Raw genomic sequence first — 25,657 nt, 5'->3', positions numbered from 1 at the left:
GACGATGGACCTGACGGTAACGGCAGACCCATCGACCATCACGCTTCATCGGAAAGGCTGTTACGTGCTGAGATCATTGTTGGGCGCCGCCATTCTCGCCCTCGGACTATCCGGACCCGCCATGGCTCAAGAACGCATTCGAATCTCGTCAGAATGGGGGGAAGTCACTGCAGTCCTCGCGGACAATGCTGCGGCGAAAGCTCTCGCGGACATGCTGCCACTCACGGTCGCCATGACTGACCATCTCCGCCAGGAGAAGACCGGCAACCTACCGTCGCCCCTGCCTGAGATCCGCCGACAGCAGGAATTCTCCGTCGGCACCCTCGGCCTGTGGAGCCGCGATCACTTCGTGATCTACTACCGTGGCGGACGCGTCCCGCAGCCGGGCATTGTCATCCTCGGCCAGGTCAGCGGGAACGTCTCGATCTTTGATCGTCCGGGGCCGATCACCGTTCGCCTTCAGAAAGCCAAGTGAGCAGGCGACGCGCCAGCACGCAACGATGTCCCTTTTTCTTGAGAAATCGAGTAAAATATCCTGCCGACCATGAAGAGAGCTCATGAATGCCGCGCCAGAATGTCAATGACCTGCTCGCATTCCTGGCCGTAGCCCGCGAACGCAGCTTCACCAAAGCTGCTGCCCGTTTCGGCATCTCCCAGTCGGCGCTCAGCCATACGATCCGCCAGCTCGAAGCGCGTCTTGGCGTCCGCTTGCTGATGCGATCCACGCGCGCTGTTGCGCCGACCGAAGCAGGAGAGCGTCTTCTGGAGCGGATCGGTCCGCACTTCGATCAGATCGAAATCGAGGTCGACGCCCTCAATGAGCTGCGAGAAAAGCCAGCAGGAACAGTGCGGATCGTGGCCCCCGATTATGCGATCAACAATATCCTCTGGCCGAAACTGAAGACCTTCCTTCCCAAGTATCCGGACATTAAGATTGAACTTCTCCTGGATAACGGCCTGACCGACATCATTACCGAGCGTTACGACGCCGGCGTCCGCATGGGGGAACAGCTTGCCAAGGACATGATCTCGGCCCGCATCGGACCAGACTTCCGGTTTTGCGTCGTGGGGGCCAGGTCTTATTTCGCCAACCGTCCGATACCTGAGAAACCGCAGGATTTGATGCAGCATGACTGCATCAATTATCGCTTCCCGTCCTCCGGCGCGCTCTATGTCTGGGAATTCGAGGAGAACAGCCGCGAGATCAAGGTGCGTGTCGACGGCCAGCTCGTCTTCAACAACATCTTCCACGTTCTGGATGCCGCTCTGGCAGGCAGGGGCCTCGGCTACGTGCCGGAGGAAATCGCCCTGCCGCATATCGCCAAGGGCAAGCTCCAACGCGTGCTAGAAGATTGGTCGCCCTATTGGGACGGCTATCATCTCTATTATCCGAGCCGTCGCCAATCCTCCCCAGCTTTCGTCACTCTGGTCGACGCCCTTCGGTATCGTGAATAACCCGCGCGTATGTCGGAAATAAATGAACCAGCCCCCTCGGTGTCGTGGCAGTTGGGAAGGCAGCGGGGGTTGGGATTGTAAGCTTCCAACTCGCCGCCGAATGATGGTAGGCACGGCCATTGACTTAGTGGCCTCGCCAACATAAATCTACACCAAACGTCAGGTTTAGTTAGGTGTAATTTGTCGTCACTTATGCAGATCGGGGAATTGTCGGAGCGGGCTAAGGTCAGCCATCGCACGATCCATTATTACGAGCGGCTTGGGCTGCTGAAGCCCGCCGAGCGCGAGGGCGTCGGCTACCGCTACTATGACGACATTGCGCTCAAGCGGCTGGAGAAGATCGCCGCTTTGAAACGCCTTGGACTTAGCCTCGACGAGATCGCCGCTGTCATCGACCTCTATTTCGAGGATGCGAGCGGCATCAAGGGCAAGGAAAAGGTGCTGGAAATCCTGCAAGCCCAGCTCACCAAGGCCGACGCCCAGCTTCATGAACTGACCGCGTTCAAGCGCGATCTGGAAACCAACATTGCCCGTATGCACGAACTGATCGCGGAAGCGAAACAGGCGTAAGTGCGGGCAAGGACAGGAACGAATGCCTCCTCAATCTACAGCTAACGTCAAGTTACAATCTGAAACTGATCGACTGACTGGCCGCCACGTCGCTCTGCTCGCGCTTCTCATGGCCTGCGGTTTCATTGTGGTCGGCCAGCTCTATGTAACGATCCCAATGGTAGCCGGGATCGCGGCGGCTTTCGGGGTCGATCCGGCGCACGCGGCCCTGATCGGCACGGCTTTCGGCATCGCCTATGCTGCCGGTTTTCTGATCTTCGGCCCCCTATCAGACCGCTACGGCCGGAAGCGGATGATCCTGATCGGCCTAATGGCTACGGCTGTAGCGACGGCTCTGGTCGGACTCGCCCCCAGCTTCGGGCTTCTTCTCGCCGCCCGAGCGGCGCAGGGGCTTGCGGCCTCGATCTTCCCGCCCGTGGCGCTCTCGCTCGTAGCCGAGGATTTACCGCCCCATCATCGCCCGCTGGGCGTATCGCTGATGAGCTTCGCCTTTCTCGGGGCCGCTCCGCTGTCACAACTGTTCGCGGTTCAGACCGGCAGCAGCCTGTCCACCATCATGTTCGAGCTTGCGCCGCTCTATCTGCTCGGCGCAGTCGGCCTCTATCTCGCCGTCGCCGCGAAGAACATCGCGCCGGGCGTCGGGAGTGGCACACGGGGCAATCGTTTCGCTTCTCTCGTTCGCGATCCGGGCATCATCGCTGCATGGGCGGCAGCCGTCACAGTGCTGTTCGGGTTTGTCGCTTTCTACAGCGGGACGCAGATTTTCGGCGCGAATATCGGGGTGGATCTTCAAACCGTCCGCCTTATCGGCTTGCCGCCGCTACTTCTCACCTTCGCGGCTGCGCCCATGATCCGACGCTACGGTGCGCCAGTCACGGCCCGCATCGGCCTTGTCCTCGCAGCACTGGCGATTGGTGTCGGGGCGATCGCCTCGCCAACCGCGATCATAGTGGCGAGCGGTGCCTTGTCTGCCGGAGTGGCTTTTGCGGTGCCGGGCCTGATCGCCACTGTCGCAGGACGCGCGACCAACGCCAATCGCGGCCTTGCGCTCGCCATCTACAGCTTCGCGCTGTTCCTCGGCGCGAGCTTTGCGCCGCCTGTTGCTCAGGCTCTCGCCGGGATCGGGATCGTTCCGCTCTCGCTGGTTCCGGCCGCACTGCTGCTTGCAGCCGTTGTCGGCCTCACCATCGGCATCCGCCGGCCTCACCCCTCCAACCCAAGCTAAAGGAGACTTCGACATGCCTCGCATACGCCCTGCCGTGGTGCTCGCCGCACTCGGCCTTTTCGCTGGCACAGCCGCCAACATCGCGCTCGCAGACTCTACGAAAGGAAATTCCATGACCGTGACAACCACCGCCGCGCAGCCCGCAGCCACTGTCATCAATACATTCATGCCAACTGGCTATCGCGAAGTCGCTCGCCGTGCCGTCAGCGTTGACGGTGAAGGAGCCGAGCTGGTTCGCTACGAGCGCACGGACGGACGCAACGCGGCGCTCGGCGGGGAGCATTTCAGCACCGTGATCGCCGAAAACGGCCGTCTCAAGGGTTTCGCGCGCATTGACCTCGATCTGGTCGGCGGGGAACTGCCTTCGCGTGAGGAAACGCAGGCCATCGCCATGGATTTCCTGCGCGATGCCGCGCCCGACCTTCTGCCGGGAATGAAAATCAGTTGGATCGAGCCGCATGACGAGCCGCTGCGCGTTACTCGCAATGGCCGCACGGAAGACCTGACCCTTACCGGCATGAAGGTGAAGATGCGCAACAGCGCCGATGGCCTTTGGATGTGGGTCATCGTCGGCGCGGACCGAAAGGTCATGGTGTTCGAGCGCGACATTAACTGGATCACGTTCCCCGGCCATCGCGGCACTGAAAAGTGGCTGCACGATTCATGGCTGGTCGAAAAGGGCCACACGCTGCGCGCCTCGTGAGGCGATCATACGGTAACGGGCGCGGAGGGTGGTCGCCGCTTCGAGCGTGGAAACGGCGGCGTTCGGCGTTCATAATTCTGTTCTGAAATGGCGCACCCGGCACGATTCGAACGTGCGGCCTTTGCCTTCGGAGGGCAACGCTCTATCCAGCTGAGCTACGGGTGCAACGGTGCCATGCCTAACCTGACATGCCCATCAAGGTCAACAAGGTTCGATCAGAAAGCGACATTCTCCCCAGATGGCTCTGCCATGCGCCCCCCTTCCTGGCCGCGGACGGGGCCGGAATGCCAGAGTGCCGGAACGGGCGCGGTGGCATGCACCGTGCCCGTTCATGTCGTCACGCTCAGTGCGCGCGGGCGCGGGCGGCCCGGGCGGCGGCCACCATGTTCACCAAAGCGGGGCGCACCTCCTCCCATTTGCGGGTCTTGAGGCCGCAATCCGGATTGATCCAGATCTGCTCGTCCGCCAGCCGCTTGCGGGCAAGAATGATGAGCTCATCCATCTCGTCCACCGTCGGCACACGCGGGGAGTGGATGTCATAGACACCCGGACCGATCTCGTTGGGATATTTGTAGCTGGTGAAAGCCTCCAGCAGCTCCATCTTTGAGCGGGAAGTCTCGATGGAGATCACATCGGCATCCATCGCGCCAATGGCATCGATGATGTCGTTGAACTCCGAGTAGCACATATGGGTGTGGATCTGCGTCTCATCCGCCACGCCGGACGAGCACAGGCGGAACGCCTCCACCGCCCAGTCCAGATAGTGCTTCCACTGCGCGCGCCGCAGCGGCAGACCTTCACGCAGGGCAGCCTCGTCGATCTGGATCATCGCGGCACCCGCCCGTTCCAGATCCTGCACCTCATCGCGAATGGCGAGCGCGATCTGCTTGCACGCCTCGCTGCGCGGCACGTCATCGCGCACGAAAGACCAGTTGAGAATGGTCACCGGCCCGGTCAGCATGCCCTTCATGGGCTTTTGCGTGAGGGACTGGGCATAGCGCCACCATTCCACGGTCATCGGCTTCGGGCGCGCCACATCCCCGAAGAGGATCGGCGGGCGCACATAGCGCGAGCCATAGCTCTGCACCCAGCCATGTCTGGTGAAGGCAAAGCCGGAGAGCTGCTCGCCGAAATACTGCACCATGTCGTTGCGCTCAAACTCGCCATGCACCAGCACATCGAGGCCGATCTCTTCCTGCCATTTCACGGTTCGGGCCGTTTCCTCCCGCAGGAAGGCGGCATAGGCCGCATCGTCCATCTGCCCCCTGGCATGGGCGGAACGCGCCTTGCGCACATCCGCCGTCTGCGGGAAGGAGCCGATGGTGGTGGTGGGGAAAGCCGGCAGGCCAAAGCGCGGGCGCTGCACCTTTGCACGGGCGGCGTAGGAATGCTTGCGGCGCGCCATGTCGGCCGTCACCGCAGCCATGCGCGCTTCCACGGCGGCATTGTGCACCTTGGTGGATGCCTTGCGGGCCGCGGCGGCATCGGCCGAAGCCTCAAGCTGCGCCCTCACACTCTCGCCTTGCCCGGAAAGCGCGGCAGAGAGCACGGCCAGCTCGTCCATCTTCTGGAGCGAGAAAGCCAGCCAGGATTTCACATCCGCATCAAGCGCGGTTTCCTGTTCCAGATCGATCGGCACATGCAGAAGCGAGCAGGAGGGAGCAAGCTGCACATGGTCCGTGCCCCGCTGCGCCACCACCTTCTCCAGCCTGTGCACCAGCGCCGGAAGATTGGCCCGCCACACATTGCGCCCGTCAATCACGCCCAGTGACAGCACCAGACCGAGCGGTGCCTTCGCGGCCACCACATCGAGCTGCTCCGGCGCGCGGGCCAGATCGAGATGCAGGCCGGCCACCGGCAAGGAGAGGGCGGTCTCCAGATTGTCATCCAGCGCGCCGAAATAGGTCGCCAGCATGATCTTCAGATTCGGCAGGGCCAGCGCGATCGCGCCATAGGTCCGGCGCAGCGCTTCACGGGTGGCATCATCCAGATCGAGCACCAGGCAGGGCTCGTCCATCTGCACCCACTGCGCACCGCTGGAGGCCAGACGCCGCAAGATATCGACATAGACCGGCAGCAGGCCGGGCAGCAGGTCCAGCGTGTTGAACCCGGGAGTGCGGGACTTCGCCAGCTTCAGGAAGGTGACGGGGCCCAGCAGCACCGGGCGGGTTTCATGCCCCAGCGCCTTCGCCTCGCGATATTCCTCCACCGGCTTCAGCGCGCCGATCTCGAACCGCTGGCCGGGTTCCAGCTCGGGGACCATATAGTGGTAGTTGGTGTCAAACCACTTGGTCATTTCCTGTGCCGGCACGCCTGCGCCCGCACCTCCATGGGCATGATGGGCATGGCCGCAGCAGGCGTCCTGCGCCTCTGTCCGGGCGCCGCGCGCCATGGCGAAATAGGTTTCCAGCGGCACCTTGCCAGAGCGCCAGCCATAGATCCCGGGCACGGCACCCACCATTACGGAGGTGTCAAGAACCTGATCATAAAGGGAGAAATCGTTGGAGGGGATGACTGTGACGCCACGCGCCTTCTGACGCGCCCAGTTTTCAGCGCGCAGTTTCGCGGCTGTTTCCAGCAATGCAGCCTCACTGGTCTCGCCCGCCCAGTGGCTTTCAAGTGCAACCTTGAGCTCCCGGCGCGGGCCGATACGCGGCGTGCCGAGGGTCGCAACAGGAATGAGAGAAGAAGTCACGGCTCTTGAGCCCTTCTGCTGAGGGCGAGGCCATGGCGGCAGGCATCCGCTTTCCCGCGCGCACGACAGCCGTCGCCTGCCCGCGAAAACAGAAGCGCTCCTCCGGGACACCCCGCCCGAGAACGTATTTTGTCATGGCAGGTCTCCTGGCTCACGGGTCATCGCCTTCATCCAACCTTCCCGGGCACAAGGCCCAGTGGCGTCTTCCGGATGTCAGCTCACCGCTTACAGTTGCGGGGGCAGCGCTGGTTTTCCACCAGCTTCCCTCTTCGCTCCGGGGGCAACCCGGAGAACCACGACCCTTGAACCTTGCGCGCGGCCCGGGGCGCTGTCAAGGCAAATATAAAGACATCTTTATATCGCTATTCAGGTGCGAAATCCTTTCAGTGGGCGGCATAGGGGGTGAAGCCGCTGCGGCTTTCATCCACCACCAGCGCCCGGCCAATGAGCGGGAAGGCGCGCTGGGGGCAGGCGGGGCGCTCGCACACCTTGCAGCCCGCGCCAATCGGCGTTGCAGCCTTGGGATCATCCAGCGCCAGCCCGCGTGAATAGACCAGCCGGCCGGCATGGCGCACATCACAGCCCAGCCCGATGGCGAAGGTCTTTTCCGGCTCCCCGAACCCGCCCGCCTCATGCCGCACGGTCCGGGCGATCCACAGATAGGTCCGCCCGTCCGGCATCTGGGCCATCTGGGTGAGGATACGTCCGGGCTGGGTGAAGGCCTCATACACATTCCACAGCGGGCATGTGCCGCCAACGCGGGAGAAGTGGAAGTCCGTCGCCGACTGGCGCTTGGAAATATTGCCGGCCCGGTCCACGCGGATGAAGAAGAAGGGCACCCCCAGCGCACCCGGCCGCTGCATGGAGCTGAGGCGGTGGCAGATCGTCTCGAAGCCCACGCCGAAACGCCGTCCCAGCCGTTCGATATCGTAGCGCTCGGCCTCGGCCGCCGCCAGAAACGCGCCATAGGGCATCAGCAGCGCACCGGCGAAATAGTTCGCCAGGCCGATCCGCGCCAGGGCATGGGTTTCCGGCGCACCGGATGCCGCTTCAGTCGCCAGTTGCTCAATCAGTTCCCCCTGCTCCAGAAACGCCAGCTGGGTGGCGATCTGGAAGGCGCGCTGGCCGTTTTCGAGCCGGCGCGAGACATGCAGTACCCGCTCGACCGGCCGAAAACGGCGATGGGTCATTTCATCCGGCACCGCCGTGACGCGCACGCCATGGCGCTGTTCCAGATAGAAGGCCAGCCCATCCGCCATTTCCCCCGGCACGAGCCCTGCCGAAAGGGCCAGCGATTCGGCGGCCTCATCCAGCTCCGCGAAATAGTTGTGATGGGCGTAGAAGAAATCGCGCACCTGCTCATAGGGCATGGGTGTGGTCTGGCTGGGCACCCCGCCGGAGCCAAGCCCCAGCTTGCCGGCCATGGCATCCGCCCGGTCCACCGCATGCCGCCAGCGCCGGTGCAGCGCCACGATGGAGCGCCCAAGCGCGGGCATGGAGGCCGCCACCTCCTTCAGTTCGGCAAGGCTCACTTTTTCGCCGTTCGCAGGGTCTGCGAAGACCTCCCGCAAATCGGCCACGAGCCGGCCCTCATCCCCCTCCGAGAAGAGCTGCACATCCACGCCGAAGATCTCGTTGATCTTCAGCAGCACCGGCACGGTGAGCGGCCGCTGGTTCTTCTCGATCTGGTTGAGATAGCTGGGCGACAGGCCGAGCGCCTGGGCCAGCGCCACCTGGGTCAGCCCCTTTTCTTCCCGCAGCCTTTTCAGCCGCACACCGACAAATGTTTTCTTCATGGAAATTCGCAGAATTCGCAAAACTGAGGATTATCACTCGCAAACACTCGCATTTTCAGTCATTCCCCGAAAATTTTCTCGCGAATATTGTGAGGATCAGACGCCGATCGCAAGTCCTTTTCCAAACGACCGGCCCACATGAACGGGCAGGCAGGACGCGAGGGCGCGGGCAAACAGGAGGACAAGATGGGCCAGCGTAAGAGCTACAGTGAACTGAGGGCAGAACTGGCAAAGCGGTTTCCGCAGGGCGTCGCGCCCGGTGGCGTGAATGTGGATGACATCATCCAGCTCAAGCTGCAGAACAGCTTTGACACCCATCTCGACATCGCCCGCGACATGGCGAGCGTGATGCGCGCCGACATGGCCGCCTATGATGCGGACAGCTCGAAGTTCACCCAGTCCCTCGGCTGCTGGTCCGGCTTCCACGCCCAGCAGATGATCAAGGCCGTCAAGCGCCTGCGCGGCACCACGAAGGGCACCTATGTCTATCTCTCCGGCTGGATGGTGGCCGGTCTGCGCAACCGCTTCGGCCATCTGCCGGACCAGTCCATGCATGAGAAGACCGCTGTCGCGGACCTGATCGAGGAGATCTACGTCTCCCTGCGCCAGGCCGACGAGGTCGCCATCAATGACCTGTTCAAGGACCTGAAGGCCGCCCGCGAGAAGGGTGATGCCGCCGCCGAGGCGAAGGCGATCGAGGCCATCGACAATTTCGAGACCCATGTGGTTCCGATCATCGCCGATATCGATGCCGGCTTCGGCAATGAGCACGCCACCTATCTGCTCGCCAAGGAGCTGATCAAGGCCGGCGCCTGCTGCCTCCAGATCGAGAACCAGGTGTCGGACGCCAAGCAGTGCGGCCACCAGGACGGCAAGGTGACCGTGCCGCGCGAGGACTTCATCGAGAAGCTGCGCGCCTGCCGCCTCGCCTTCGAGGAGCTAGGCGTGGAGGATGGCGTGATCGTCGCCCGCACCGACAGCCTCGGGGCCGGCCTCACCCAGAAGGTGCCTGTCAGCACCCAGCCGGGCGATCTGGCGAGCGAATACATCAAGTGGCTCAAGACCGAGCCGATCAGCAAGGACAACCCCATCCGCGACGGCGAGCTGGCTCTCTACCGCAATGACGAGTTCGTGCGCCCGGTGCGCCTGCCCAATGGCCTGTTCCCCTTCCAGGAAGGCACCGGCAAGGCGCGCGTGATCGAGGACTGCATCGCCAATCTCACCCAGGGCGGCGCCGACCTGCTGTGGATCGAGACCGACACCCCGAACGTGGACGAGATCGCCTCCATGGTGAACGAGATCCGCAAGGCGGTGCCGAACGCCAAGCTGACCTACAACAACTCGCCCTCCTTCAACTGGACCCTCAACCTGCGCAAGCAGGTGCGTGAACAGTGGATCGCGGAAGGCAAGATCAAGGACACCGACTACCCGGACGGCAATGCGCTGATGGGCAAGGACTTCGATGACACCGATCTGGGCCGCGAGGCGGACGCCCGCCTGAAGCGCTTCCAGAGCGACATCTCGGCCCGGGCCGGCGTGTTCCACAACCTCATCACCCTGCCCACCTTCCACCTCACCGCCAAGTCGGTGGACGAGCTGTCCCACGGCTATTTCGGCGAGGACAAGATGCTGGCCTATGTCGCCACCGTGCAGCGCGAGGAAATCCGTCGCGGCATCTCGGCGGTGAAGCACCAGCACGAGGTGGGCTCGGATCTGGGCGACACCTTCAAGGAGATGGTCGCCGGCGAGCGCGCCCTGAAGGCGGGCGGTCACGCCAACACCATGAACCAGTTCGCGGCCGAATGAGCCGCGCGGGCTGAACGTCATCCCTTTTTCAGGAGTGTTCGACATGAGCACGGAATTCAAGGCTGTTCCCGCCCAGGATCTCACCGAGCGCGACCGCGCCATCAACCGGGTCGCCGATGCGGTGCACCGCATGAACGAGGCGATCCAGCGCGCGGTGTCCTCCGGCATCTCGGTGGAGCTGGTTCGGGTCTCCCGTTACCACGATGGCGCTGGCAGCTGGGGGGATCAGATGATCCCTCTGGTGCGCGAGGCCGACGCGGCCAAGGCCCCCTGACATGGGTGCCCATGCCCCCCTTCCCCCCCTGCCCGAGCCCGCATCGGACAGGGAGGCAGGTCCCGGACAGACCCGCTTCGTCGAGATGGTTTTCCCGGATCAGGCCAATCATTACGGCACGCTGTTCGGCGGCAATGCCCTCAGCATGATGGGAAAGGCGGCCTTCGTGGCCGCCACCCGCCGTGCCCGCTGCCCGGTGGTGATGGCCCGCTCGGAAAAGACCGAATTCCACGTGCCGGTGAAAGTCGGGCAGATCGTGGAACTCGACGCGCAGGTCGTTCGGGTGGGGCGCACATCCATGACCGTCACCGTCGAGGTGACGGCGGAGGAACTCATTTCCGGCGCCCGGTGTCTGGCCGTGCGCGGCACGTTCGAAATGGTGGCGGTGAATGCATCGGGCAAGCCCATGCCCATCCCCGCCCCCGTCCCCTCTTCCCAGCCCACATCTTCTCAGACCAAGGAATGACGAAGTGAAGCAGCATAACGTCCGCACCTATAAATCCGCCGAGCACCTCGCCCGCGCCGACCAGCTGGCCTGGAAGATCGCGGAAGTGGCGACAGATCCGGTCGCGGTGGAAGATGAAGTGGTCGAGATGATCGGCAACCGCATCATCGACAATGCTGCTGTGGCTGCGGCCTCCCTCACCCGTCGCCCGGTTGCGAGCGCGCGGGCCCAGGCCATGGCCCACCCCTTCCAGCCGGGCGCGACCGTGTTCGGCCTGTCCCAGCACCGCCGCATCTCCCCGGAATGGGCGGCCTGGGCCAATGGTGTGGCGGTGCGCGAGCTGGACTTCCATGACACCTTCCTCGCAGCCGACTATTCCCATCCCGGCGACAACATTCCCCCGGTTCTGGCGGTCGCGCAGCATTGCGGGCTGGATGGACAGGCGCTGATCCGCGGCCTTGCGGCAGCCTATGAGATCCAGGTGGATCTGGTGAAGGGCATCTGCCTGCACGAGCACAAGATCGACCATATCGCCCATCTCGGCCCCTCGGCCGCGGCAGGCATCAGCGCGGCGCTGGGCCTCTCCACCGAGGTGACCTATCAGGCCGTGCAGCAGGCGCTGCATGTCACCACCACCACCCGCCAGTCCCGCAAGGGCGAGATTTCAAGCTGGAAGGCCTATGCCCCCGCTTTCGCCGGCAAGATGGCGGTAGAGGCGGTGGACCGCGTGATGCGCGGCGAGGGCGCCCCCTCCCCGGCATGGGAAGGCGAGGACGGCTTCATCGCCTGGCTGCTGGGCGGCCCGACGGCGGAATATATCGTGCCTCTGCCGGAGAAGGGCGAGGCCAAGCGCGCCATTCTCGACACCTACACCAAGGAGCACTCGGCCGAATACCAGAGCCAGGCGCTGATCGATCTGGCCCGCCGCATGGGCCCGAAGATCGGTGATCTCTCGCAGGTGGAAAGCATCGTCATCCACACCTCCCATCACACCCATTATGTGATCGGCACCGGCGCGAACGACCCGCAGAAGATGGACCCGAAGGCAAGCCGTGAAACGCTTGACCACTCCATCATGTACATCTTCGCTGTCGCGCTGGAAGATGGCGCCTGGCACCATGTGCGCTCCTATGCGCCGGAGCGGGCGAACCGCCCCGAGACGGTGGCCCTCTGGCACAAGATCTCCACCGTGGAAGATCCCGAATGGACGCGCCGCTATCACAGCCGCGACCCGAAGGAGAAGGCGTTCGGCGGCCGCGTCGTCGTGAAGCTGAAGAACGGTCAGGTGATCGAGGATGAGCTGGCGATTGCCGACGCCCACCCGCTCGGCGCGCGCCCCTTCGCCCGCGCCCAGTATGTGGCCAAGTTCCGCGCCCTTGCGGACGGCATCGTCACCCAGTCCGAACAGGACCGTTTCCTCGGCACCGTGGAGCGCCTGTCCAAGCTGAAGGCCGACGACCTGCTCGGTCTCAACTTCTCGGTCGATCCGTCCCTGCTGGCGGGCCAGGCGCCCACCGGCATCTTCGACTGGCGCGCGCCTGCCAAGGCGGGTTCCAACTGATCTGACCCGATCTGGCGATCCGGCTCCGGCCGGGTCGTCACGCTCCTTTCATCATGGAAAAGGCCCCGGACAACCGGAGGCCCGGATTCCGGGAGGTTCACATGTCCAACCCCACTGCCAGCCCGGCTTCTGAACCGGGTTCCGAAACGCCGAAGAAGGCCAAGAAGTCGGTCGCGCTGTCCGGCGTCGTCGCCGGCAACACCGCCCTGTGCACGGTCGGCCGCACCGGCAACGACCTGCACTATCGCGGCTATGACATTCTCGACATGGCCGAAAGCTGCACATTCGAGGAAATCGCCTATCTCCTCATCCATGGCAGCCTGCCCACGCCGGCCGAGCTGGCCGCCTACACCGCCAAGCTCAAGACCCTGCGCGGCCTGCCTTCCGCCGTGCGCCGCACGCTGGAAGAGCTGCCCGCCGCCGCCCATCCGATGGATGTGATGCGCTCCGGCGTTTCCGCCATGGGCTGCGTGCTGCCGGAAGCGGCAGACCACAATATTCCCGGCGCCCGCGATATTGCCGACCGGCTCATCGCCTCGCTCGGCTCCATGCTGCTCTACTGGTATCACTACACGCAGAATGGCCGGCGCATCGAGGTGGAAACCGATGATGACAGCGTCGGCGGCCACTTCCTGCACCTGCTGCATGGCAAGGCCCCGCAGGAAAGCCATGTGCGCGCCATGCACACCTCGCTCATTCTCTATGCCGAGCATGAGTTCAACGCCTCCACCTTCACCGCCCGCTCCATCGCCGGCACGGGGGCGGACTTCTATTCGGCCATCACCGGCGCCATCGGCGCGCTGCGCGGGCCGAAGCATGGCGGCGCAAACGAGGTGGCCTTCGAGATCCAGAAGCGCTACGCCCATCCCGATGAGGCGGAAGCCGACATCCGTCGCCGTGTCGAGAACAAGGAAGTGGTGATCGGTTTCGGCCACCCGGTCTATACGGTTTCGGACCCGCGCAATGTGGTCATCAAGAAGGTGGCGCGCCAGCTTTCCCAGGAAGCCCGCTCCACCCGCATGTATGACATTGCCGAACGGATCGAGACGGTGATGTGGGACGCCAAGAGCATGTTCCCCAATCTCGACTGGTTCAGCGCCGTCTCCTACCACATGATGGGCGTGCCCACGGCCATGTTCACCCCGCTGTTCGTCATTGCCCGCACCTCCGGCTGGAGCGCGCATATCATCGAGCAGCGCCAGGACAACAAGATCATCCGTCCCTCCGCGAATTATGTAGGGCCGGAAAACCAGGTGTTCGTGCCGCTGGAAGCGCGCGGGCAAACTGGCGGAGAGACTGGCGCTCACCTCCATCGCGCTGTCTGAGCCGCACCGGGCGGGTCAGGGCCGCCCGCAGACGGATCGCTCTCCTGTGTCCTCGCAGTCGGGGGAGCGGTCCGTCTTATCTGAACGCAATATTGCCGGTTTCCCCGCCTCCCATGGGCAACGTCACCGGCTTGTCGCCCGCCTGCACTGGCGGGCAAACCGTGTCTGCCATTCCTCCAGGAGATCAAGATGCCTTATCTCGTCGCTGCCGACCTGCCTTCAGAACCTGCGGGCCTGCGCTTTCGCGCGCTGGTGGAACAAGGTGGCATCGCGCAGCTCCCCGGCGCGCATAACGGGCAGGCCGCCCTGCAGGCGCGCGCCGCCGGCTTCAAGGGGCTGTATCTTTCCGGCGCGGCCATGACCGCTTCCATGGGCCTGCCGGATCTGGGCATCATCACCGTGGATGAAGTGGCCTTCTTCATCCGCCAGATCGCGCGCTCCTCCGGCCTGCCCCTGCTGGTGGACGGCGATACCGGCTATGGCGAGGCGCTGAACGTGATGCACATGGTGCGCACCTTCGAGGAAGCCGGCGCCGGGGCGGTACATATCGAGGACCAGCTTCTGCCCAAGAAGTGCGGCCATCTGAACGACAAGAAGCTGGCCGATGCGCATGACATGGCCGCCAAGGTCGCCGCCGCCGCCAAGGCCCGCCGCCACCTCTATCTCATCGCCCGCACGGATGCCGCCGCGAGCGAGGGCATGGATGGCGCTGTCGCCCGCGCCAAGCTCTATATCGAGGCCGGTGCCGATGCCATCTTCCCCGAGGCGCTGAACACCGCCGAGATGTTCCGCGAGTTCGCCCGCCGCATGCCCGGCGTGCCGCTGCTGGCCAACATGACCGAATTCGGCCGCACCCCCTTCTTCACCGCCGCAGAGTTTGAAGAGATGGGCTATCGCATGGTCATCTGGCCGGTCTCCTCCCTGCGCGTCGCCAACAAGGCGCAGGAAAAGCTGTACAAGACCATTGCGCGTGACGGCTCCACCAAGGCCATGGTGGACGAGATGCAGACCCGCGCGGAACTCTATGACACCATCGGCCTGAAGGATTTCGAGGCGCTTGACGCCTCCATCGTCGCCACCGTGGTGCCGACCCCTCCCGCGGCCTGATTCCGGTGTGACCCATTGGCGGGGCCGTCGCTCATCCGGGTGGCGGCCCCGTTTGCATTCCGCGGGGCGGCACAGGCCACGGAGCCCCATGGGGGCGCCCTAATTGCCGCGCCCCCGCCCCTCGCGCGACATGGCGGCAAGGCGCATGTACAGGGTGGAACGGGCAATGCCCAGATGACGCGCCGCGCGGGACAGATTGCCATCGCATGAGGCAATCACATCAAGAATGATCTGGTTCTTGACCGATCTCAGGTCCGTGGCCTTGCTGCTCGCACCGCCATGATGGCCCGCACGGATTTCCGCCGGCAGATCATCCGGCCCGATGCTGTCGGCGCGGATCATGGAGACCAGCATGTCCGCCACATTGCGCAGCTCGCGCACATTGCCCGGCCAGGAATAGGCCAGCAAGGCATCCGCCGCCGCCGCGCTCACATGCGGCGTGTCGCGACCGAGCCGGCGGGCGGCCTCGATGCAGTAATGCTCCATCAGCAACAGCACATCTTCGCCCCGCTCCCGCAAGGCAGGGATGTGCAGGCGCAGGGCGGCGATGCGGTAGAACAGGTCCTTGCGGAACTGCCCCTGCGCCACCGCTTCAGACAGGTCACGATTGGTCATGGAGACAAGGCGCAACGCAACGCGCCGCGCAACATGGCTGCCCACCCGATACACCACCCCGTCTTCCAGCACGCGCAACAGATAGGATTGCAGTTCGAGCGGCATCTCGCCGATTTCATCAAGGCACAGAAGGCCATTGGCTGCCGCCTCCACCTTGCCCTGCCGCCCGGCGCTGTCCGCCCCCGTGAAGGCCCCCTTCTCATAACCGAAAAGCTCGCTGGCGATCAGATCTCGCGGCAGGCCGCCGCAATTGACCGGTACAAAAGGCCCCTGCGGCGCACTGACGGCATGGAACGCCCGGGCAAACAGCTCCTTGCCGACCCCGGTCTCCCCTTCCAGCAGCACCGGCAGGCCGCTTTGCGCCATGCGCAGGGCCTTGTCGCGCGTCTCGCGCATGATGGTGCTGTTGCCGATGATGGTCTCGAAGGAATAGTCCCGCTCCTCAACCGGCCGGGTGGTGCGGACGGACGGGCGGGCGCGGCGCGCACTGTTGAGAACGATGACGCCGCCGATATTTTCCCCATCCTCGCTGACAAGCTCAAGGCTGGTGCCGGGCAGCATGTCCGCCACCTTGCGCGCCCACTCCTCCGGCTCCGCCCCGCGCATGGGGGCAAGGTAACCCTCGGCGACAAAGTCCTCATTGCGCCGGCGGATTTCCCGCACCGCGTGATCGGTCGAGAAGATCAGCGTGCCGGAGCGGCCGAAGGCGATGATGTCATCGGACTGCCACAGCGCCCGGCGGTTCAGGAAATGGCGCAGAACCTGCTCATGCTCCATGGCCATGCGCCGCTCCAGAACCGCCTCGATCTGATGGGCGATGGCGGCGGCATGGGCCAGATTCTGCGGATTGAACGTGCTGGGAGAACCGGAAATATCAACGGCCCCGATCACCGCCCCGTCAGCAGGATCACAGATGGGGGCGGCAGCACAGGTCCAGCGATGGACGGCCGCGCAGAAATGTTCCGCGGCATGAATCTGTACAGGTTTACGCGCGGCCAGTGCGGTCCCGATGGCATTTGTGCCGATCTTCTCTTCCGCCCAGACTCCCCCCCGCTGGAGCCGCACATCCTGCCCTGTGTCCACCGCACGGGCATCGCCCACAGCCTCCAGAATTGTGCCGTCCGCATCCGCAAGGATGAGCATGGAATGGGTTTGGGCCAGCAACTGGCGAGCATCGTTCATGGCCTGGCGGGCGGCGCGCAGCAGGCGTCCATTATGCTGGCGCAGGCGATGAAACTCCCCTTCACTGATGACGGGGGCCTGCCGACGGGCGGCGGGAATATCATGCGCGCGAGAGCGGTGCCAGGAGGCGATCACCGGCGGGCGGATCGCGTCAGAAGCCGTTCCGTGCACCTGAAACCCCTCCCAGGCGCGTTCCATCTCACAATTGATCACCGGCACAGCCCTCCGGCCGGACAGCCACAGGGTCTGCTTCACGGCATGTGCGGAAGCGGATGCCTTGCCCGGACCATGAGCCAACATGCGGGATTGCCGGTCTGCGGCACACAGGTGAAACCCATGCGCAGGACATTTCCGGCACGCCCGCCCGATGGCGGTTTCACTCCCTGTTCGTCGTGTTCTGCTCGCCCGCTTCTGACAGACCGGCGGCGACCGACTTTAGGCGAATGATAGGCGCAGACCGCCGATAAAGACAAGTGCTGCCAGAGGTTCCCGGGCATCATCGTCCTGTATCGCTTCAGGTCAGACAGACAACCGTCCGAATATCGGACAGGTGGCAAAACGGCATTTCAGACTCAATTACTCAAACAACTGAAAAATAGACATGTTTCCCGGCAGGCGGATTCTGGCACGCATTCTGCTCCTCATGGTGTGAACCGGCGCGGTTGAATGCCGCCGGTCATAAGGGAGGACAGACACGTGAACGTACCTGTCACAAATATGCGCAGTGTTCAGGTGCTCGGCATTGATGCCGGCGGCACCATGACGGACACCTTCTTCGTTGATCAAGAAGGTGAATTCGTTGTCGGCAAGGCCCAGTCCACGCCGCAGAACGAATCTCTCGGCCTCATCGCATCCAGTGAGGATGCGCTGGGCGCATGGAACATGTCCCTTGAGGAAGGTCTGCGCCAGCTTCAGACCGGGGTCTATTCCGGCACGGCGATGCTCAACCGCGTGGTGCAACGCAAGGGGCTGAAATGCGGTCTCATCGTCAATCGCGGGTGCGAGGATTTCCATCGCATGGGCCGGGCGGTGCAGAGTCATCTGGGCTATGCCTATGAAGACCGCATCCATCTCAACACCCATCGCTATGATCCTCCGCTGGTGCCGCGCCACCTGACGCGCGGCGTGATCGAGCGCACGGACATGATGGGCACAGAAGTGATCCCTCTGCGCGAAGACACTGCACGGGAAGCTGCCCGTGACCTGATCGCCCAGGATGTGGAAGGCATCGTGATCTCGCTGCTGCATTCCTACAAGAATGCCGCCAATGAACGGCGGGTACGCGACATCGTTCTGGAAGAAATCGGAAAGAGCGGAAAGCAGATCCCGGTCTTCGCATCGGTTGACTACTATCCGGTGCGGAAGGAAACCCATCGCACCAATACCACCATTCTGGAAGGCTATGCGGCGGAGCCCTCCCGCCAGACGCTGAACAAGATCTCCGCCGCCTTCAAGGAGCATGGCACCAAGTTCGATTTCCGCGTGATGGCAACCCATGGCGGCACCATTTCATGGAAGGCGAAGGAACTGGCCCGCACCATCGTTTCCGGTCCCATTGGCGGGGTGATCGGCGCGAAATATCTGGGCGAGGTGCTGGGCTACAGGAACATCGCCTGCTCGGATATCGGCGGCACCTCGTTCGATGTGGCGCTCATCACCCAGGGCGAACTGACCATCCGCAATGACCCTGACATGGCCCGTCTCGTCCTCTCGCTGCCGCTGGTGGCAATGGACTCGGTGGGAGCTGGAGCGGGTTCCTTCATCCGGCTCGATCCCTATACCAAGGCGATCAAGCTTGGGCCGGATTCGGCCGGTTACCGCGTCGGCGTGTGCTGGGCGGACAGCGGCATAGACACCATCTCCATTTCCGACTGCCATGTGGTTCTGGGGTATCTCAACCCGGACAACTTCCTTGGCGGCGCAGTGAAGCTGGATCGCCAGCGGGCGGTGGATGCCATCAAAACCCAGCTTGCCGACCCGCTCGGCCTCTCGGTCGAGGATGCGGCCGCCGGGGTCATCGAACTGCTGGACAGCGACCTGCGCGACTATCTGCGGGCAATGATTTCCGGCAAGGGCTATTCGCCAGCCAGCTTCGTGTGCTTCTCCTATGGCGGTGCCGGCCCGGTGCACACCTATGGATACACCGAGGGACTGGGCTTCGAGGATGTGATCGTGCCCGCATGGGCGGCCGGCTTCTCCGCCTTTGGCTGTGCAGCGGCGGATTTCGAGTATCGCTACGACAAGTCGCTCGACATCAATATGGCGACCGAGGCCACACCCGCAGAGGGGGAAGAGGCGGCAAAGACCCTTCAGGCCGCGTGGGAGGAGCTGACCCACAATGTGCTCGAGGAGTTCAAGCTGAACGGCTATTCGGCCGATCAAGTCACCCTCCAGCCGGGCTACCGCATGCAGTATCGCGGCCAGCTCAATGATCTGGAGATCGAGTCCCCCATCACCACCGCCGCGACGGCCGAAGACTGGGTGACGCTGACAGAGGCGTTCAACGAGACCTATGGCCGGGTCTATGCGGCATCCGCCCGCTCGCCGGAACTGGGTTACTCAGTCACCGGGGCCATCATGCGCGGCATGGTTCCCATCCCCAAGCCGAAGATTCCGAAGGAGGAAGAAGAAGGCCCCACTCCGCCCGCGGATGCATTCCTCGGCACCCGCAAATTCTACCGCAAGAAGCGCTGGGTGGATGCGCAGCTCTATCGCATGGAATCCCTGCGCCCCGGCAATCGCATCACCGGCCCGGCCATCATTGAATCAGATGCCACCACCTTCGTGGTGCCGGACGGGTTCGAGACCTGGCTGGACGGGCACCGCCTGTTCCATCTGCGCGAGGTCTGATGCGCGCAATGAGAGCTCCGAAATGGGCCTGAAAACCAATCCGAGGAAACGCAATCATGAATATCAGCATCAAGAAAAGCACCCTTGAGGGCGCAACACGCGGCATTGTCCGTGGCGGTGAAACGCTGAAAGAGCACCGCGACCGCATCATGGAGGCCACACGGGCCACCAAGCGCTATGCCGGCCTTGAGAAGCTGGAGCTGCGCGAGAGCGAGCCCATTCTCTACAACAAGCTGTTCTCCCGCCTGCGTGCCGGCGTGGTGGATGCGCGTGAGACTGCCAAGAAAATCGCTGCCTCCCCCATCGTGGAACAAGAGGGCGAACTGTGCTTCACGCTCTATAATGCGGCCGGAGACAGTCTTCTCACCTCCACCGGCATCATCATCCATGTCGGCACCATGGGCGCGGCGATCAAATACATGATCGAGAACAACTGGGAGGCCAATCCCGGGGTTCGGGACAAGGATATCTTCTGCAACAACGATGCGCTGATCGGGAATGTGCATCCGTGCGACATCCACACCATCGTTCCCATCTTCTGGGAAGGCGAGCTGATCGGCTGGGTGGGGGGCGTGACCCATGTCATCGACACCGGCTCCGTGGGGCCGGGTTCCATGTCCACCGGACAGGTGCAGCGGTTCGGCGATGGCTATTCGGTTACCTGCCGGAAGGTGGGCGCGAATGACGAGCTGTTCCGAGACTGGCTGCATGAAAGCCAGCGCATGGTGCGCACCACCCGCTACTGGATGCTGGACGAGCGCACCCGTGTGGCCGGCTGCCACATGATCCGCAAGCTGGTCGAAGAGGTCATCTCCGAAGAGGGCATCGACGCTTACTGGAAGTTTGCCTATGAGGCGGTGGAACATGGCCGGCTCGGACTTCAGGCCCGCATCAAGGCCATGACCATTCCCGGCACCTACCGTCAGGTCGGCTTCGTGGATGTGCCCTACACCCATGAGGATGTGCGGGTGCCGTCCGACTTTGCCAAGGTCGACACCATCATGCATGCCCCCTGCGAGATGACCATCCGCAAGGACGGCACATGGCGGCTGGATTTCGAGGGCGCGAGCCGCTGGGGCTGGCACACCTATAATGCCCATCAGGTGAGCTTCACCTCCGGCATCTGGGTGATGATGACCCAGACGCTCATCCCCTCCGAAATGATCAATGACGGCGCGGCCTATGGCACCGAGTTCCGACTGCCCAAGGGCACATGGATGAACCCGGATGACCGCCGCGTTGCCTTCTCCTATTCGTGGCATTTCCTCGTTTCGGCATGGACAGCGCTGTGGCGCGGTCTCTCGCGCTCTTACTTTGGGCGCGGCTATCTGGAGGAGGTGAATGCGGGCAACGCCAACACCTCCAACTGGCTCCAGGGCGGGGGCTTCAACCAGTATGACGAGATTCACGCGGTGAACTCGTTCGAGTGTGCCGCCAATGGCACGGGGGCAACCGCCGTGCATGACGGCCTCTCCCACGCTGCCGCCATCTGGAACCCGGAAGGCGACATGGGCGACATGGAAATCTGGGAACTGGCCGAACCGCTGGTCTATCTGGGCCGGCAGATCAAGGCCTCTTCCGGCGGCTCCGGCAAGTATCGCGGCGGCTGCGGGTTCGAAAGCCTCCGCATGGTGTGGAACGCCAAGGACTGGACCATGTTCTTCATGGGCAACGGCCACATCTCCTCCGACTGGGGGCTGATGGGCGGGTATCCGGCAGCCTCCGGCTATCGCTTCGCCGCGCACAAGACCAACCTCAAGGAGCTGATCGCGCAGGGCAAGGAGATCCCGCTCGGTGGCGATACCGACCCGGAACATCCGGTGTGGGACGCCCTGCTGCCGGATGCGCAGATCAAGCGCGACAAGCAGGCCATCACCACCGAGGAGATGTTCGCCGATTATGACCTCTATCTGAACTATATGCGAGGTGGCCCCGGCTTCGGCGATCCGCTGGACCGCGAGCCGCAGGCCGTGGCCGATGACCTGAACGGCGGCTACATCCTCGAGCGTTTTGCCGAGCAGGTCTATGGCGTCGTGGTGAAAAAGGGGGAGGATGGCCATTATAAGGTGGATGGCCCTTCCACCGGGGAAGCCCGCAAGCGCATGCGCAGGGAGCGCATCGCCAAATCCGTGCCCACGCGCGAATGGATGAAGGGCGAGCGCGAGAAAATCCTCGCCAAGAATGCCGGCACCCAGGTGCTGCAAATGTTCGCCGCCTCCTTCAAGCTGGGCCCGAGATTTGAAGAGCAGTTCCGCGCCTTCTGGGAGCTGCCGGCAGACTGGGTGCTCACCGAGGAGGAGATCGGTATCCCCACCTATGGCTCGCGCTACTCCATGGACCTGTCCGAACTGCCGGACGTGACCACGGTGCAGTTCGTGGAGGAATGAGCTGATCCGCACATGACAACCACTCCCCCTCACTTGATGAGGGGGAGACCATCACAAGAATATCGGAGGACACCCCAATGGCTTATACCCGCGCCAAGATCGCCGATCTGGTCGATGGCAAGATCGACAATGACACCCTGCACCAGATGCTCTCCACCCCCAAGGATCCTGAGCGTTTCTCCATCTATCTGGAGATCCTGCAGGACCGCGTGCCGTGGGATGAGAAAATCATCCTGCCGCTCGGCCCCAAGCTTTATGTGGTGCAGCAGAAGATCTCCAAGGCATGGACCATACGCTGCGAATGCGGGCACGACTTCTGCGGCTGGAAGGAAAACTGGAAGCTCCATGCCAAGGTGCATGTGCGCGACAGCCAGGAAAAGATGGAGGAGCTGTATCCCCGCCTGATGGCCCCCACCTCAAGCTGGCAGGTCATCCGCGAATATTTCTGCCCGGAATGCGGCACGCTGCACGATGTGGAGGCGCCAACCCCGTGGTATCCGGTGATCCATGATTTCGAGCCGGATATCGACGCCTTCTATACGGAATGGCTCGGTCTGCCGGTGCCGGAACGCGCCGGGGCCTGAATGGCCTTTAGCATGTCCGGCGCGCCCTTTCGCCGGACATGTGCCGCCCGGCCTCCGGCAGGGCGCTTCACCAAGGGCGCTTCACCATGCGCCCCGGGGCAGAGGCCGCAGGCCCGGTTCAGGGAAGGGGCAGGGGTTCACCCTCCCCCTTCTTTTTCTTCTCGGCCTTGGGGTCGCGCAGCGCGCGCACGGCCTGATGCAGGGTGCGGAACATCTTCACCCCCTCCACATTGATGCCGCGCTCCTGGCTCCAGTGGGTCCACTGGGTCTGGCGCCCGCCCGCGGCCAGCTCTATGCCCTGCTCGGAGAGGAGGTCATGCACCTCCTTCAGGGTGAACAGGCCGGTCACATCCACATCGGTCACCGGCAGGAAATCCAGAACCACCGCCCGCGGGGGGCGCTCCTGCTGTTCCAGCGCCTGAAACAGGGCATGGCGGAAATGGCCCACATTGAAGAACACCAGCGGGCCATTGAACCGCAGCACCAGCAGGCCGGGGATGGGCCGGGCCTCGCCATGGCGGGTCTGGGAATGGAAGCCGGGCACCCCGGGAATGCGCCCCAGCACCTCCACCCTCGGCCGGGCGGAAAGACGCACGAAACGCAGCACCGCCAGCACAACGGCCACCAGAATGCCCTCGATCGCCCCGAAGGCGACGACACCCACTGTTGCCAGAATGCTGATGACAGCCTCGGCCCGGTCCACCCGGCAGATGAAGATCAGGGTCTTGAGATCCACCAGCGAAAGGCCGGCCACGATCAGCACCGCCCCCAGAGCCGCCACCGGCACATAGGCCAGAGGCGCGGTGAAGAACATCAGCACCAGCGCCACAGCGGCGGCGGCAAACAGGCCGGTGGCATGGGTGCGCCCGCCCGCGCTGTCGGCTGTCGCCGTGCGGGAATCGGCCCCGGCAATGGCAAAGCCCTGAGAGAGCGCCGAGCTGATATTCGCCACGCCCAGCGCCGCCAGATCCTGGTCCGCATCCACCGTGTAGCGGTTGCGGGAGGCGAAACTGCGCGAGGTGAGCATGAGGCTTGAGAAGCTGACCAGCGCAAGGCCCGCCGCATCCGCCATCAGGGGCGGAATGAAGGAGACATCCACCATGGGTACGGACAATGCGGGCAGGCCGGCCGGCACCGTCCCCAGCACCCGCACGCCGCTTTCATCCAGACTGAACAGCGCCACCGCCCCGGCTGTCAGCACCATGGCGGAAACCGCCGATGGCAGGGAAGGAATCAAACGCTTGCTGGTGAACAGCACCACAAAGGCGCCCGCTGTCAGCAGCGCTGTCGGCAGATGCACCTCATTGAACCGCGCGATGATCTCCATCAGCAGCGAGAACGAGCCGGAACTGGTCAGCTCTATGCCCAGCAGCTTGCCCAGCTGCCCCATCACGATGGTGATGGCGATGCCATTGAGAAAGCCCACCAGAATGGGTTTGGACAGAAAATCCGCCAGCGCCCCGAGCCGCATGAAGCTGCCGACGATGCAGATCACCCCGGTCAGTACGGCCAGAACACCCGAAAGCGCCATATAGAGCGCCATGTCCCCCCCGGCGAGGGGGGCAACGGAGGCCGCGACCAGCGCACAGGTAGCTGCATCCGGGCCAAGGATGAGCTGGCGGGAGCTGCCCAGAACGGCATAGACCAGCAGCGGCAGAAGCGAGCAGTACAGACCCATCTGCGGTGAAAAACCGGCCAGTTCCGCATAGGCCACCCCCACGGGAATGGCCACGGCGGCAACAGCCAGACCGGCACGGATATCGGCCCCGAGATCGGCCCGCTGATAGTTCAGAAGGCTGTAAAGCCCGGGCGCCCACCGCTTTGCAAACATGTCGGAACACCACGCAGAATCAGGAATCCTGTCCCGGCTATTAGAACATCTTCCGCAGAAGAGGGAGAGCGCCACCTGCCCGCCTTTTGGCCGGGGGCGGGCTGAAGGAAACAGGGCGCTTCCCCACGGGTGGAAAGCGCCCTGAATGCTGGAAACCCAGGCCTGACCGGCGCCCGGCATCACAGGCGTTCCGGGCAGATGACCCGTGTGGCTCAGGCCGCCCCGGCATCTGCCCCCGTGCTGCGGGAGCGCACCAGCAGGCCGATACCGACCACCAGCACCGCCCCGATGATGCTCGCCAGATGGCGCGGCCAGGCGATGGCATGCAGGCCCACCGGCGATTCCGGGTCCGGCTCCACCAGAGAGGGGTCGTAATTCTGAAGCGCCTCCAGCACCATCACATCACCCAGCAGCATCTCGCCGGCGATCCAGCCCAGAAGCGCCGCACCTGCCCAGATCAGCAGGGGAAAGCGGGTGAGCACGGCCAGCATCATCTGCGAGCCGAACACGATCAGCGGAATGGTGAGCAACAGCCCGACAATGAACAGTTCGGGATGCCCGCGCGAGGCCGCGGCGATGGCCACCACATTATCAAGGCTCATCACCGCATCGGCGATGGCAATGGTGCGCACCGCCTTGAACAGGCTGTCGGAGGCCGCCACCTCATGCTCTTCCCCGCCATTGTCGGTGACCAGCTTCACCGCGATCCACAACAGCAGCAGCGCCCCCGCCACCTTCAGGAAGGGCACGCCCAGCAGCACCGTGACGAGAAGAGCGAACAGGATGCGCAGCACCACCGCCGCGCCAGCCCCCAGCAGAATGCCCCATTTGCGCTGCTTCTGCGGCAGGGAGCGGCAGGCGAGCGCGATGACGACGGCATTGTCGCCGGAAAGAAGCAGGTCAATCCATACAATCTGCGCCAGAGAGACCCAGAAGGTCGGGGCCGTGATATCCATCATGGCGAACATCCGTGCTGCGCGGGAGAAACAGGCGCCGGCTCTGCGGCAAGGCAGGAAAGGCCGGACAGAATGGCAGGCCATGCACGCAGTGAACGTGCTTTCTTGCCGGTTCTCTTTACGCCTGCAAGGCCCCCGCCGTCCAGCGGGCACATGAAGGGGCGGCCTTGCGCCAGATGCACGGCTGGTGCGCCGCGGCGCGCGGACGGGAAGAGAAGGCGGGGAGCAAATGTTTCATGTGAAACATGGTTAAGGCCGGCCTGCTGCCGCACCTTGTAAAAGGGCCCGCA

Annotated in this window: 19 protein-coding genes, 1 tRNA gene and 1 riboswitch; of the genes, 14 read left to right on the top strand and 6 right to left on the bottom strand. The window is 63.7% G+C overall.

The window, feature by feature from the left end; all coding sequences use genetic code 11:
* Nucleotides 1–4 precede the first annotated feature (4 nt).
* From ACT6QG_RS03360 to ACT6QG_RS03340, 5 genes are all read left to right on the top strand, one after another.
* Nucleotides 5–475: a cyclophilin-like fold protein gene (locus ACT6QG_RS03360; protein WP_444976182.1), complete on the top strand. Its 471-nt coding sequence runs from the start codon at nucleotides 5–7 to the stop codon at nucleotides 473–475.
* 86 nt (nucleotides 476–561) lie between these two features.
* Nucleotides 562–1,455 carry a LysR family transcriptional regulator gene (locus ACT6QG_RS03355; protein ID WP_444976181.1) on the top strand — a complete coding sequence of 298 codons (894 nt, stop codon included), beginning with the start codon at nucleotides 562–564 and terminating at the stop codon, nucleotides 1,453–1,455.
* Nucleotides 1,456–1,647: 192 nt separating this feature from the next.
* Nucleotides 1,648–2,025: a MerR family transcriptional regulator gene (locus ACT6QG_RS03350; protein WP_444976231.1), complete on the top strand. Its 378-nt coding sequence runs from the start codon at nucleotides 1,648–1,650 to the stop codon at nucleotides 2,023–2,025.
* 22 nt (nucleotides 2,026–2,047) lie between these two features.
* Entirely contained in the window at nucleotides 2,048–3,250 is a 1,203-nt protein-coding gene (locus tag ACT6QG_RS03345; RefSeq protein ID WP_444976180.1) for an MFS transporter, read from the top strand.
* 112 nt (nucleotides 3,251–3,362) lie between these two features.
* On the top strand, nucleotides 3,363–3,953 hold the full coding sequence (locus ACT6QG_RS03340) for a hypothetical protein (RefSeq protein WP_444976179.1): 591 nt from the start codon (nucleotides 3,363–3,365) through the stop codon (nucleotides 3,951–3,953).
* An 88-nt stretch (nucleotides 3,954–4,041) separates the two neighbouring features.
* Here the strand turns inward: ACT6QG_RS03340 and ACT6QG_RS03335 are convergent.
* The 3 genes from ACT6QG_RS03335 to ACT6QG_RS03325 form a co-directional block, all read right to left on the bottom strand.
* Nucleotides 4,042–4,118, bottom strand: a tRNA-Arg gene (locus ACT6QG_RS03335).
* A 178-nt stretch (nucleotides 4,119–4,296) separates the two neighbouring features.
* Nucleotides 4,297–6,648, bottom strand: coding sequence for a 5-methyltetrahydropteroyltriglutamate--homocysteine S-methyltransferase (gene metE / locus ACT6QG_RS03330; RefSeq protein ID WP_444976178.1), 2,352 nt, complete (start codon nucleotides 6,646–6,648; stop codon nucleotides 4,297–4,299).
* Nucleotides 6,649–6,767: 119 nt separating this feature from the next.
* Nucleotides 6,768–6,961, bottom strand: a riboswitch (cobalamin riboswitch).
* 70 nt (nucleotides 6,962–7,031) lie between these two features.
* Nucleotides 7,032–8,444: a short-chain fatty acyl-CoA regulator family protein gene (locus ACT6QG_RS03325; RefSeq protein WP_444976177.1), complete on the bottom strand. Its 1,413-nt coding sequence runs from the start codon at nucleotides 8,442–8,444 to the stop codon at nucleotides 7,032–7,034.
* Between the two features lie 186 nt (nucleotides 8,445–8,630).
* Here ACT6QG_RS03325 and ACT6QG_RS03320 point away from each other — a divergent pair, with 186 nt between their 5' ends.
* The 6 genes from ACT6QG_RS03320 (at nucleotide 8,631) to prpB (ending at nucleotide 14,962) form a co-directional block, all read left to right on the top strand.
* A complete protein-coding gene (locus ACT6QG_RS03320; RefSeq protein WP_444976176.1) occupies nucleotides 8,631–10,250 on the top strand; it encodes an isocitrate lyase in 1,620 nt (539 codons plus the stop codon).
* Nucleotides 10,251–10,293: 43 nt separating this feature from the next.
* Complete coding sequence (locus ACT6QG_RS03315) at nucleotides 10,294–10,524, top strand: hypothetical protein (RefSeq protein ID WP_444976175.1); 231 nt, start codon at nucleotides 10,294–10,296, stop codon at nucleotides 10,522–10,524.
* 1 nt (nucleotide 10,525) lies between these two features.
* Nucleotides 10,526–10,990, top strand: coding sequence for an acyl-CoA thioesterase (locus tag ACT6QG_RS03310; RefSeq protein WP_444976174.1), 465 nt, complete (start codon nucleotides 10,526–10,528; stop codon nucleotides 10,988–10,990).
* Nucleotides 10,991–10,994: 4 nt separating this feature from the next.
* Nucleotides 10,995–12,530, top strand: coding sequence for an MmgE/PrpD family protein (locus ACT6QG_RS03305; RefSeq protein WP_444976173.1), 1,536 nt, complete (start codon nucleotides 10,995–10,997; stop codon nucleotides 12,528–12,530).
* Between the two features lie 101 nt (nucleotides 12,531–12,631).
* A complete protein-coding gene (gene prpC / locus ACT6QG_RS03300) occupies nucleotides 12,632–13,855 on the top strand; it encodes a bifunctional 2-methylcitrate synthase/citrate synthase (RefSeq protein ID WP_444976172.1) in 1,224 nt (407 codons plus the stop codon).
* 189 nt (nucleotides 13,856–14,044) lie between these two features.
* Nucleotides 14,045–14,962, top strand: a complete 918-nt coding sequence (prpB, locus tag ACT6QG_RS03295; protein WP_444976171.1) for a methylisocitrate lyase — start codon at nucleotides 14,045–14,047, stop codon at nucleotides 14,960–14,962.
* Nucleotides 14,963–15,061: 99 nt separating this feature from the next.
* On the opposite strand, the gene ACT6QG_RS03290 is transcribed toward prpB, so the two are convergent.
* Nucleotides 15,062–16,957 carry a sigma-54-dependent Fis family transcriptional regulator gene (locus tag ACT6QG_RS03290; RefSeq protein WP_444976170.1) on the bottom strand — a complete coding sequence of 632 codons (1,896 nt, stop codon included), beginning with the start codon at nucleotides 16,955–16,957 and terminating at the stop codon, nucleotides 15,062–15,064.
* Nucleotides 16,958–17,455: 498 nt separating this feature from the next.
* Here ACT6QG_RS03290 and ACT6QG_RS03285 point away from each other — a divergent pair, with 498 nt between their 5' ends.
* The 3 genes from ACT6QG_RS03285 to ACT6QG_RS03275 all read left to right on the top strand — a co-directional run bounded on the left by ACT6QG_RS03285 (nucleotide 17,456) and on the right by ACT6QG_RS03275 (nucleotide 22,580).
* Entirely contained in the window at nucleotides 17,456–19,609 is a 2,154-nt protein-coding gene (locus ACT6QG_RS03285) for a hydantoinase/oxoprolinase family protein (RefSeq protein ID WP_444976169.1), read from the top strand.
* Nucleotides 19,610–19,665: 56 nt separating this feature from the next.
* The gene (locus ACT6QG_RS03280; protein ID WP_444976168.1) at nucleotides 19,666–21,996 is read left to right on the top strand and encodes a hydantoinase B/oxoprolinase family protein; all 2,331 of its coding nucleotides are present in this window, start codon (nucleotides 19,666–19,668) and stop codon (nucleotides 21,994–21,996) included.
* A gap of 77 nt (nucleotides 21,997–22,073) precedes the next feature.
* The gene (locus ACT6QG_RS03275; RefSeq protein WP_444976167.1) at nucleotides 22,074–22,580 is read left to right on the top strand and encodes an acetone carboxylase subunit gamma; all 507 of its coding nucleotides are present in this window, start codon (nucleotides 22,074–22,076) and stop codon (nucleotides 22,578–22,580) included.
* A 118-nt stretch (nucleotides 22,581–22,698) separates the two neighbouring features.
* Here ACT6QG_RS03275 and ACT6QG_RS03270 read toward each other — a convergent pair whose 3' ends face one another.
* Nucleotides 22,699–24,411, bottom strand: coding sequence for a SulP family inorganic anion transporter (locus ACT6QG_RS03270; protein WP_444976166.1), 1,713 nt, complete (start codon nucleotides 24,409–24,411; stop codon nucleotides 22,699–22,701).
* A gap of 212 nt (nucleotides 24,412–24,623) precedes the next feature.
* The gene (locus ACT6QG_RS03265) at nucleotides 24,624–25,367 is read right to left on the bottom strand and encodes a TerC family protein (protein ID WP_444976230.1); all 744 of its coding nucleotides are present in this window, start codon (nucleotides 25,365–25,367) and stop codon (nucleotides 24,624–24,626) included.
* Nucleotides 25,368–25,657 lie beyond the last annotated feature (290 nt).

The sequence above is a fragment of the Haloleucobacter ellipsoideus genome (assembly GCF_052491725.1).
The sequence above is the reverse complement of the archived record's forward strand: the minus strand, read 5'-3'. Positions and strand labels throughout refer to the sequence as shown.

What these genes read in the sequence shown, in the direction of transcription:
- prpC (WP_444976172.1), top strand. Translation starts at nt 12,632, where the DNA reads ATGTCCAACCCCACTGCCAGCCCGGCTTCTGAACCGGGTTCCGAAACG.
- ACT6QG_RS03270 (WP_444976166.1), bottom strand. Translation starts at nt 24,411, where the DNA reads ATGTTTGCAAAGCGGTGGGCGCCCGGGCTTTACAGCCTTCTGAACTAT.
- ACT6QG_RS03275 (WP_444976167.1), top strand. Translation starts at nt 22,074, where the DNA reads ATGGCTTATACCCGCGCCAAGATCGCCGATCTGGTCGATGGCAAGATC.
- ACT6QG_RS03360 (WP_444976182.1), top strand. Translation starts at nt 5, where the DNA reads ATGGACCTGACGGTAACGGCAGACCCATCGACCATCACGCTTCATCGG.
- ACT6QG_RS03315 (WP_444976175.1), top strand. Translation starts at nt 10,294, where the DNA reads ATGAGCACGGAATTCAAGGCTGTTCCCGCCCAGGATCTCACCGAGCGC.
- ACT6QG_RS03290 (WP_444976170.1), bottom strand. Translation starts at nt 16,957, where the DNA reads ATGGAACGCGCCTGGGAGGGGTTTCAGGTGCACGGAACGGCTTCTGAC.
- ACT6QG_RS03265 (WP_444976230.1), bottom strand. Translation starts at nt 25,367, where the DNA reads ATGGATATCACGGCCCCGACCTTCTGGGTCTCTCTGGCGCAGATTGTA.
- ACT6QG_RS03345 (WP_444976180.1), top strand. Translation starts at nt 2,048, where the DNA reads ATGCCTCCTCAATCTACAGCTAACGTCAAGTTACAATCTGAAACTGAT.
- ACT6QG_RS03325 (WP_444976177.1), bottom strand. Translation starts at nt 8,444, where the DNA reads ATGAAGAAAACATTTGTCGGTGTGCGGCTGAAAAGGCTGCGGGAAGAA.
- ACT6QG_RS03320 (WP_444976176.1), top strand. Translation starts at nt 8,631, where the DNA reads ATGGGCCAGCGTAAGAGCTACAGTGAACTGAGGGCAGAACTGGCAAAG.
- ACT6QG_RS03310 (WP_444976174.1), top strand. Translation starts at nt 10,526, where the DNA reads ATGGGTGCCCATGCCCCCCTTCCCCCCCTGCCCGAGCCCGCATCGGAC.
- ACT6QG_RS03340 (WP_444976179.1), top strand. Translation starts at nt 3,363, where the DNA reads ATGACCGTGACAACCACCGCCGCGCAGCCCGCAGCCACTGTCATCAAT.
- ACT6QG_RS03350 (WP_444976231.1), top strand. Translation starts at nt 1,648, where the DNA reads ATGCAGATCGGGGAATTGTCGGAGCGGGCTAAGGTCAGCCATCGCACG.
- prpB (WP_444976171.1), top strand. Translation starts at nt 14,045, where the DNA reads ATGCCTTATCTCGTCGCTGCCGACCTGCCTTCAGAACCTGCGGGCCTG.
- ACT6QG_RS03280 (WP_444976168.1), top strand. Translation starts at nt 19,666, where the DNA reads ATGAATATCAGCATCAAGAAAAGCACCCTTGAGGGCGCAACACGCGGC.
- ACT6QG_RS03355 (WP_444976181.1), top strand. Translation starts at nt 562, where the DNA reads ATGCCGCGCCAGAATGTCAATGACCTGCTCGCATTCCTGGCCGTAGCC.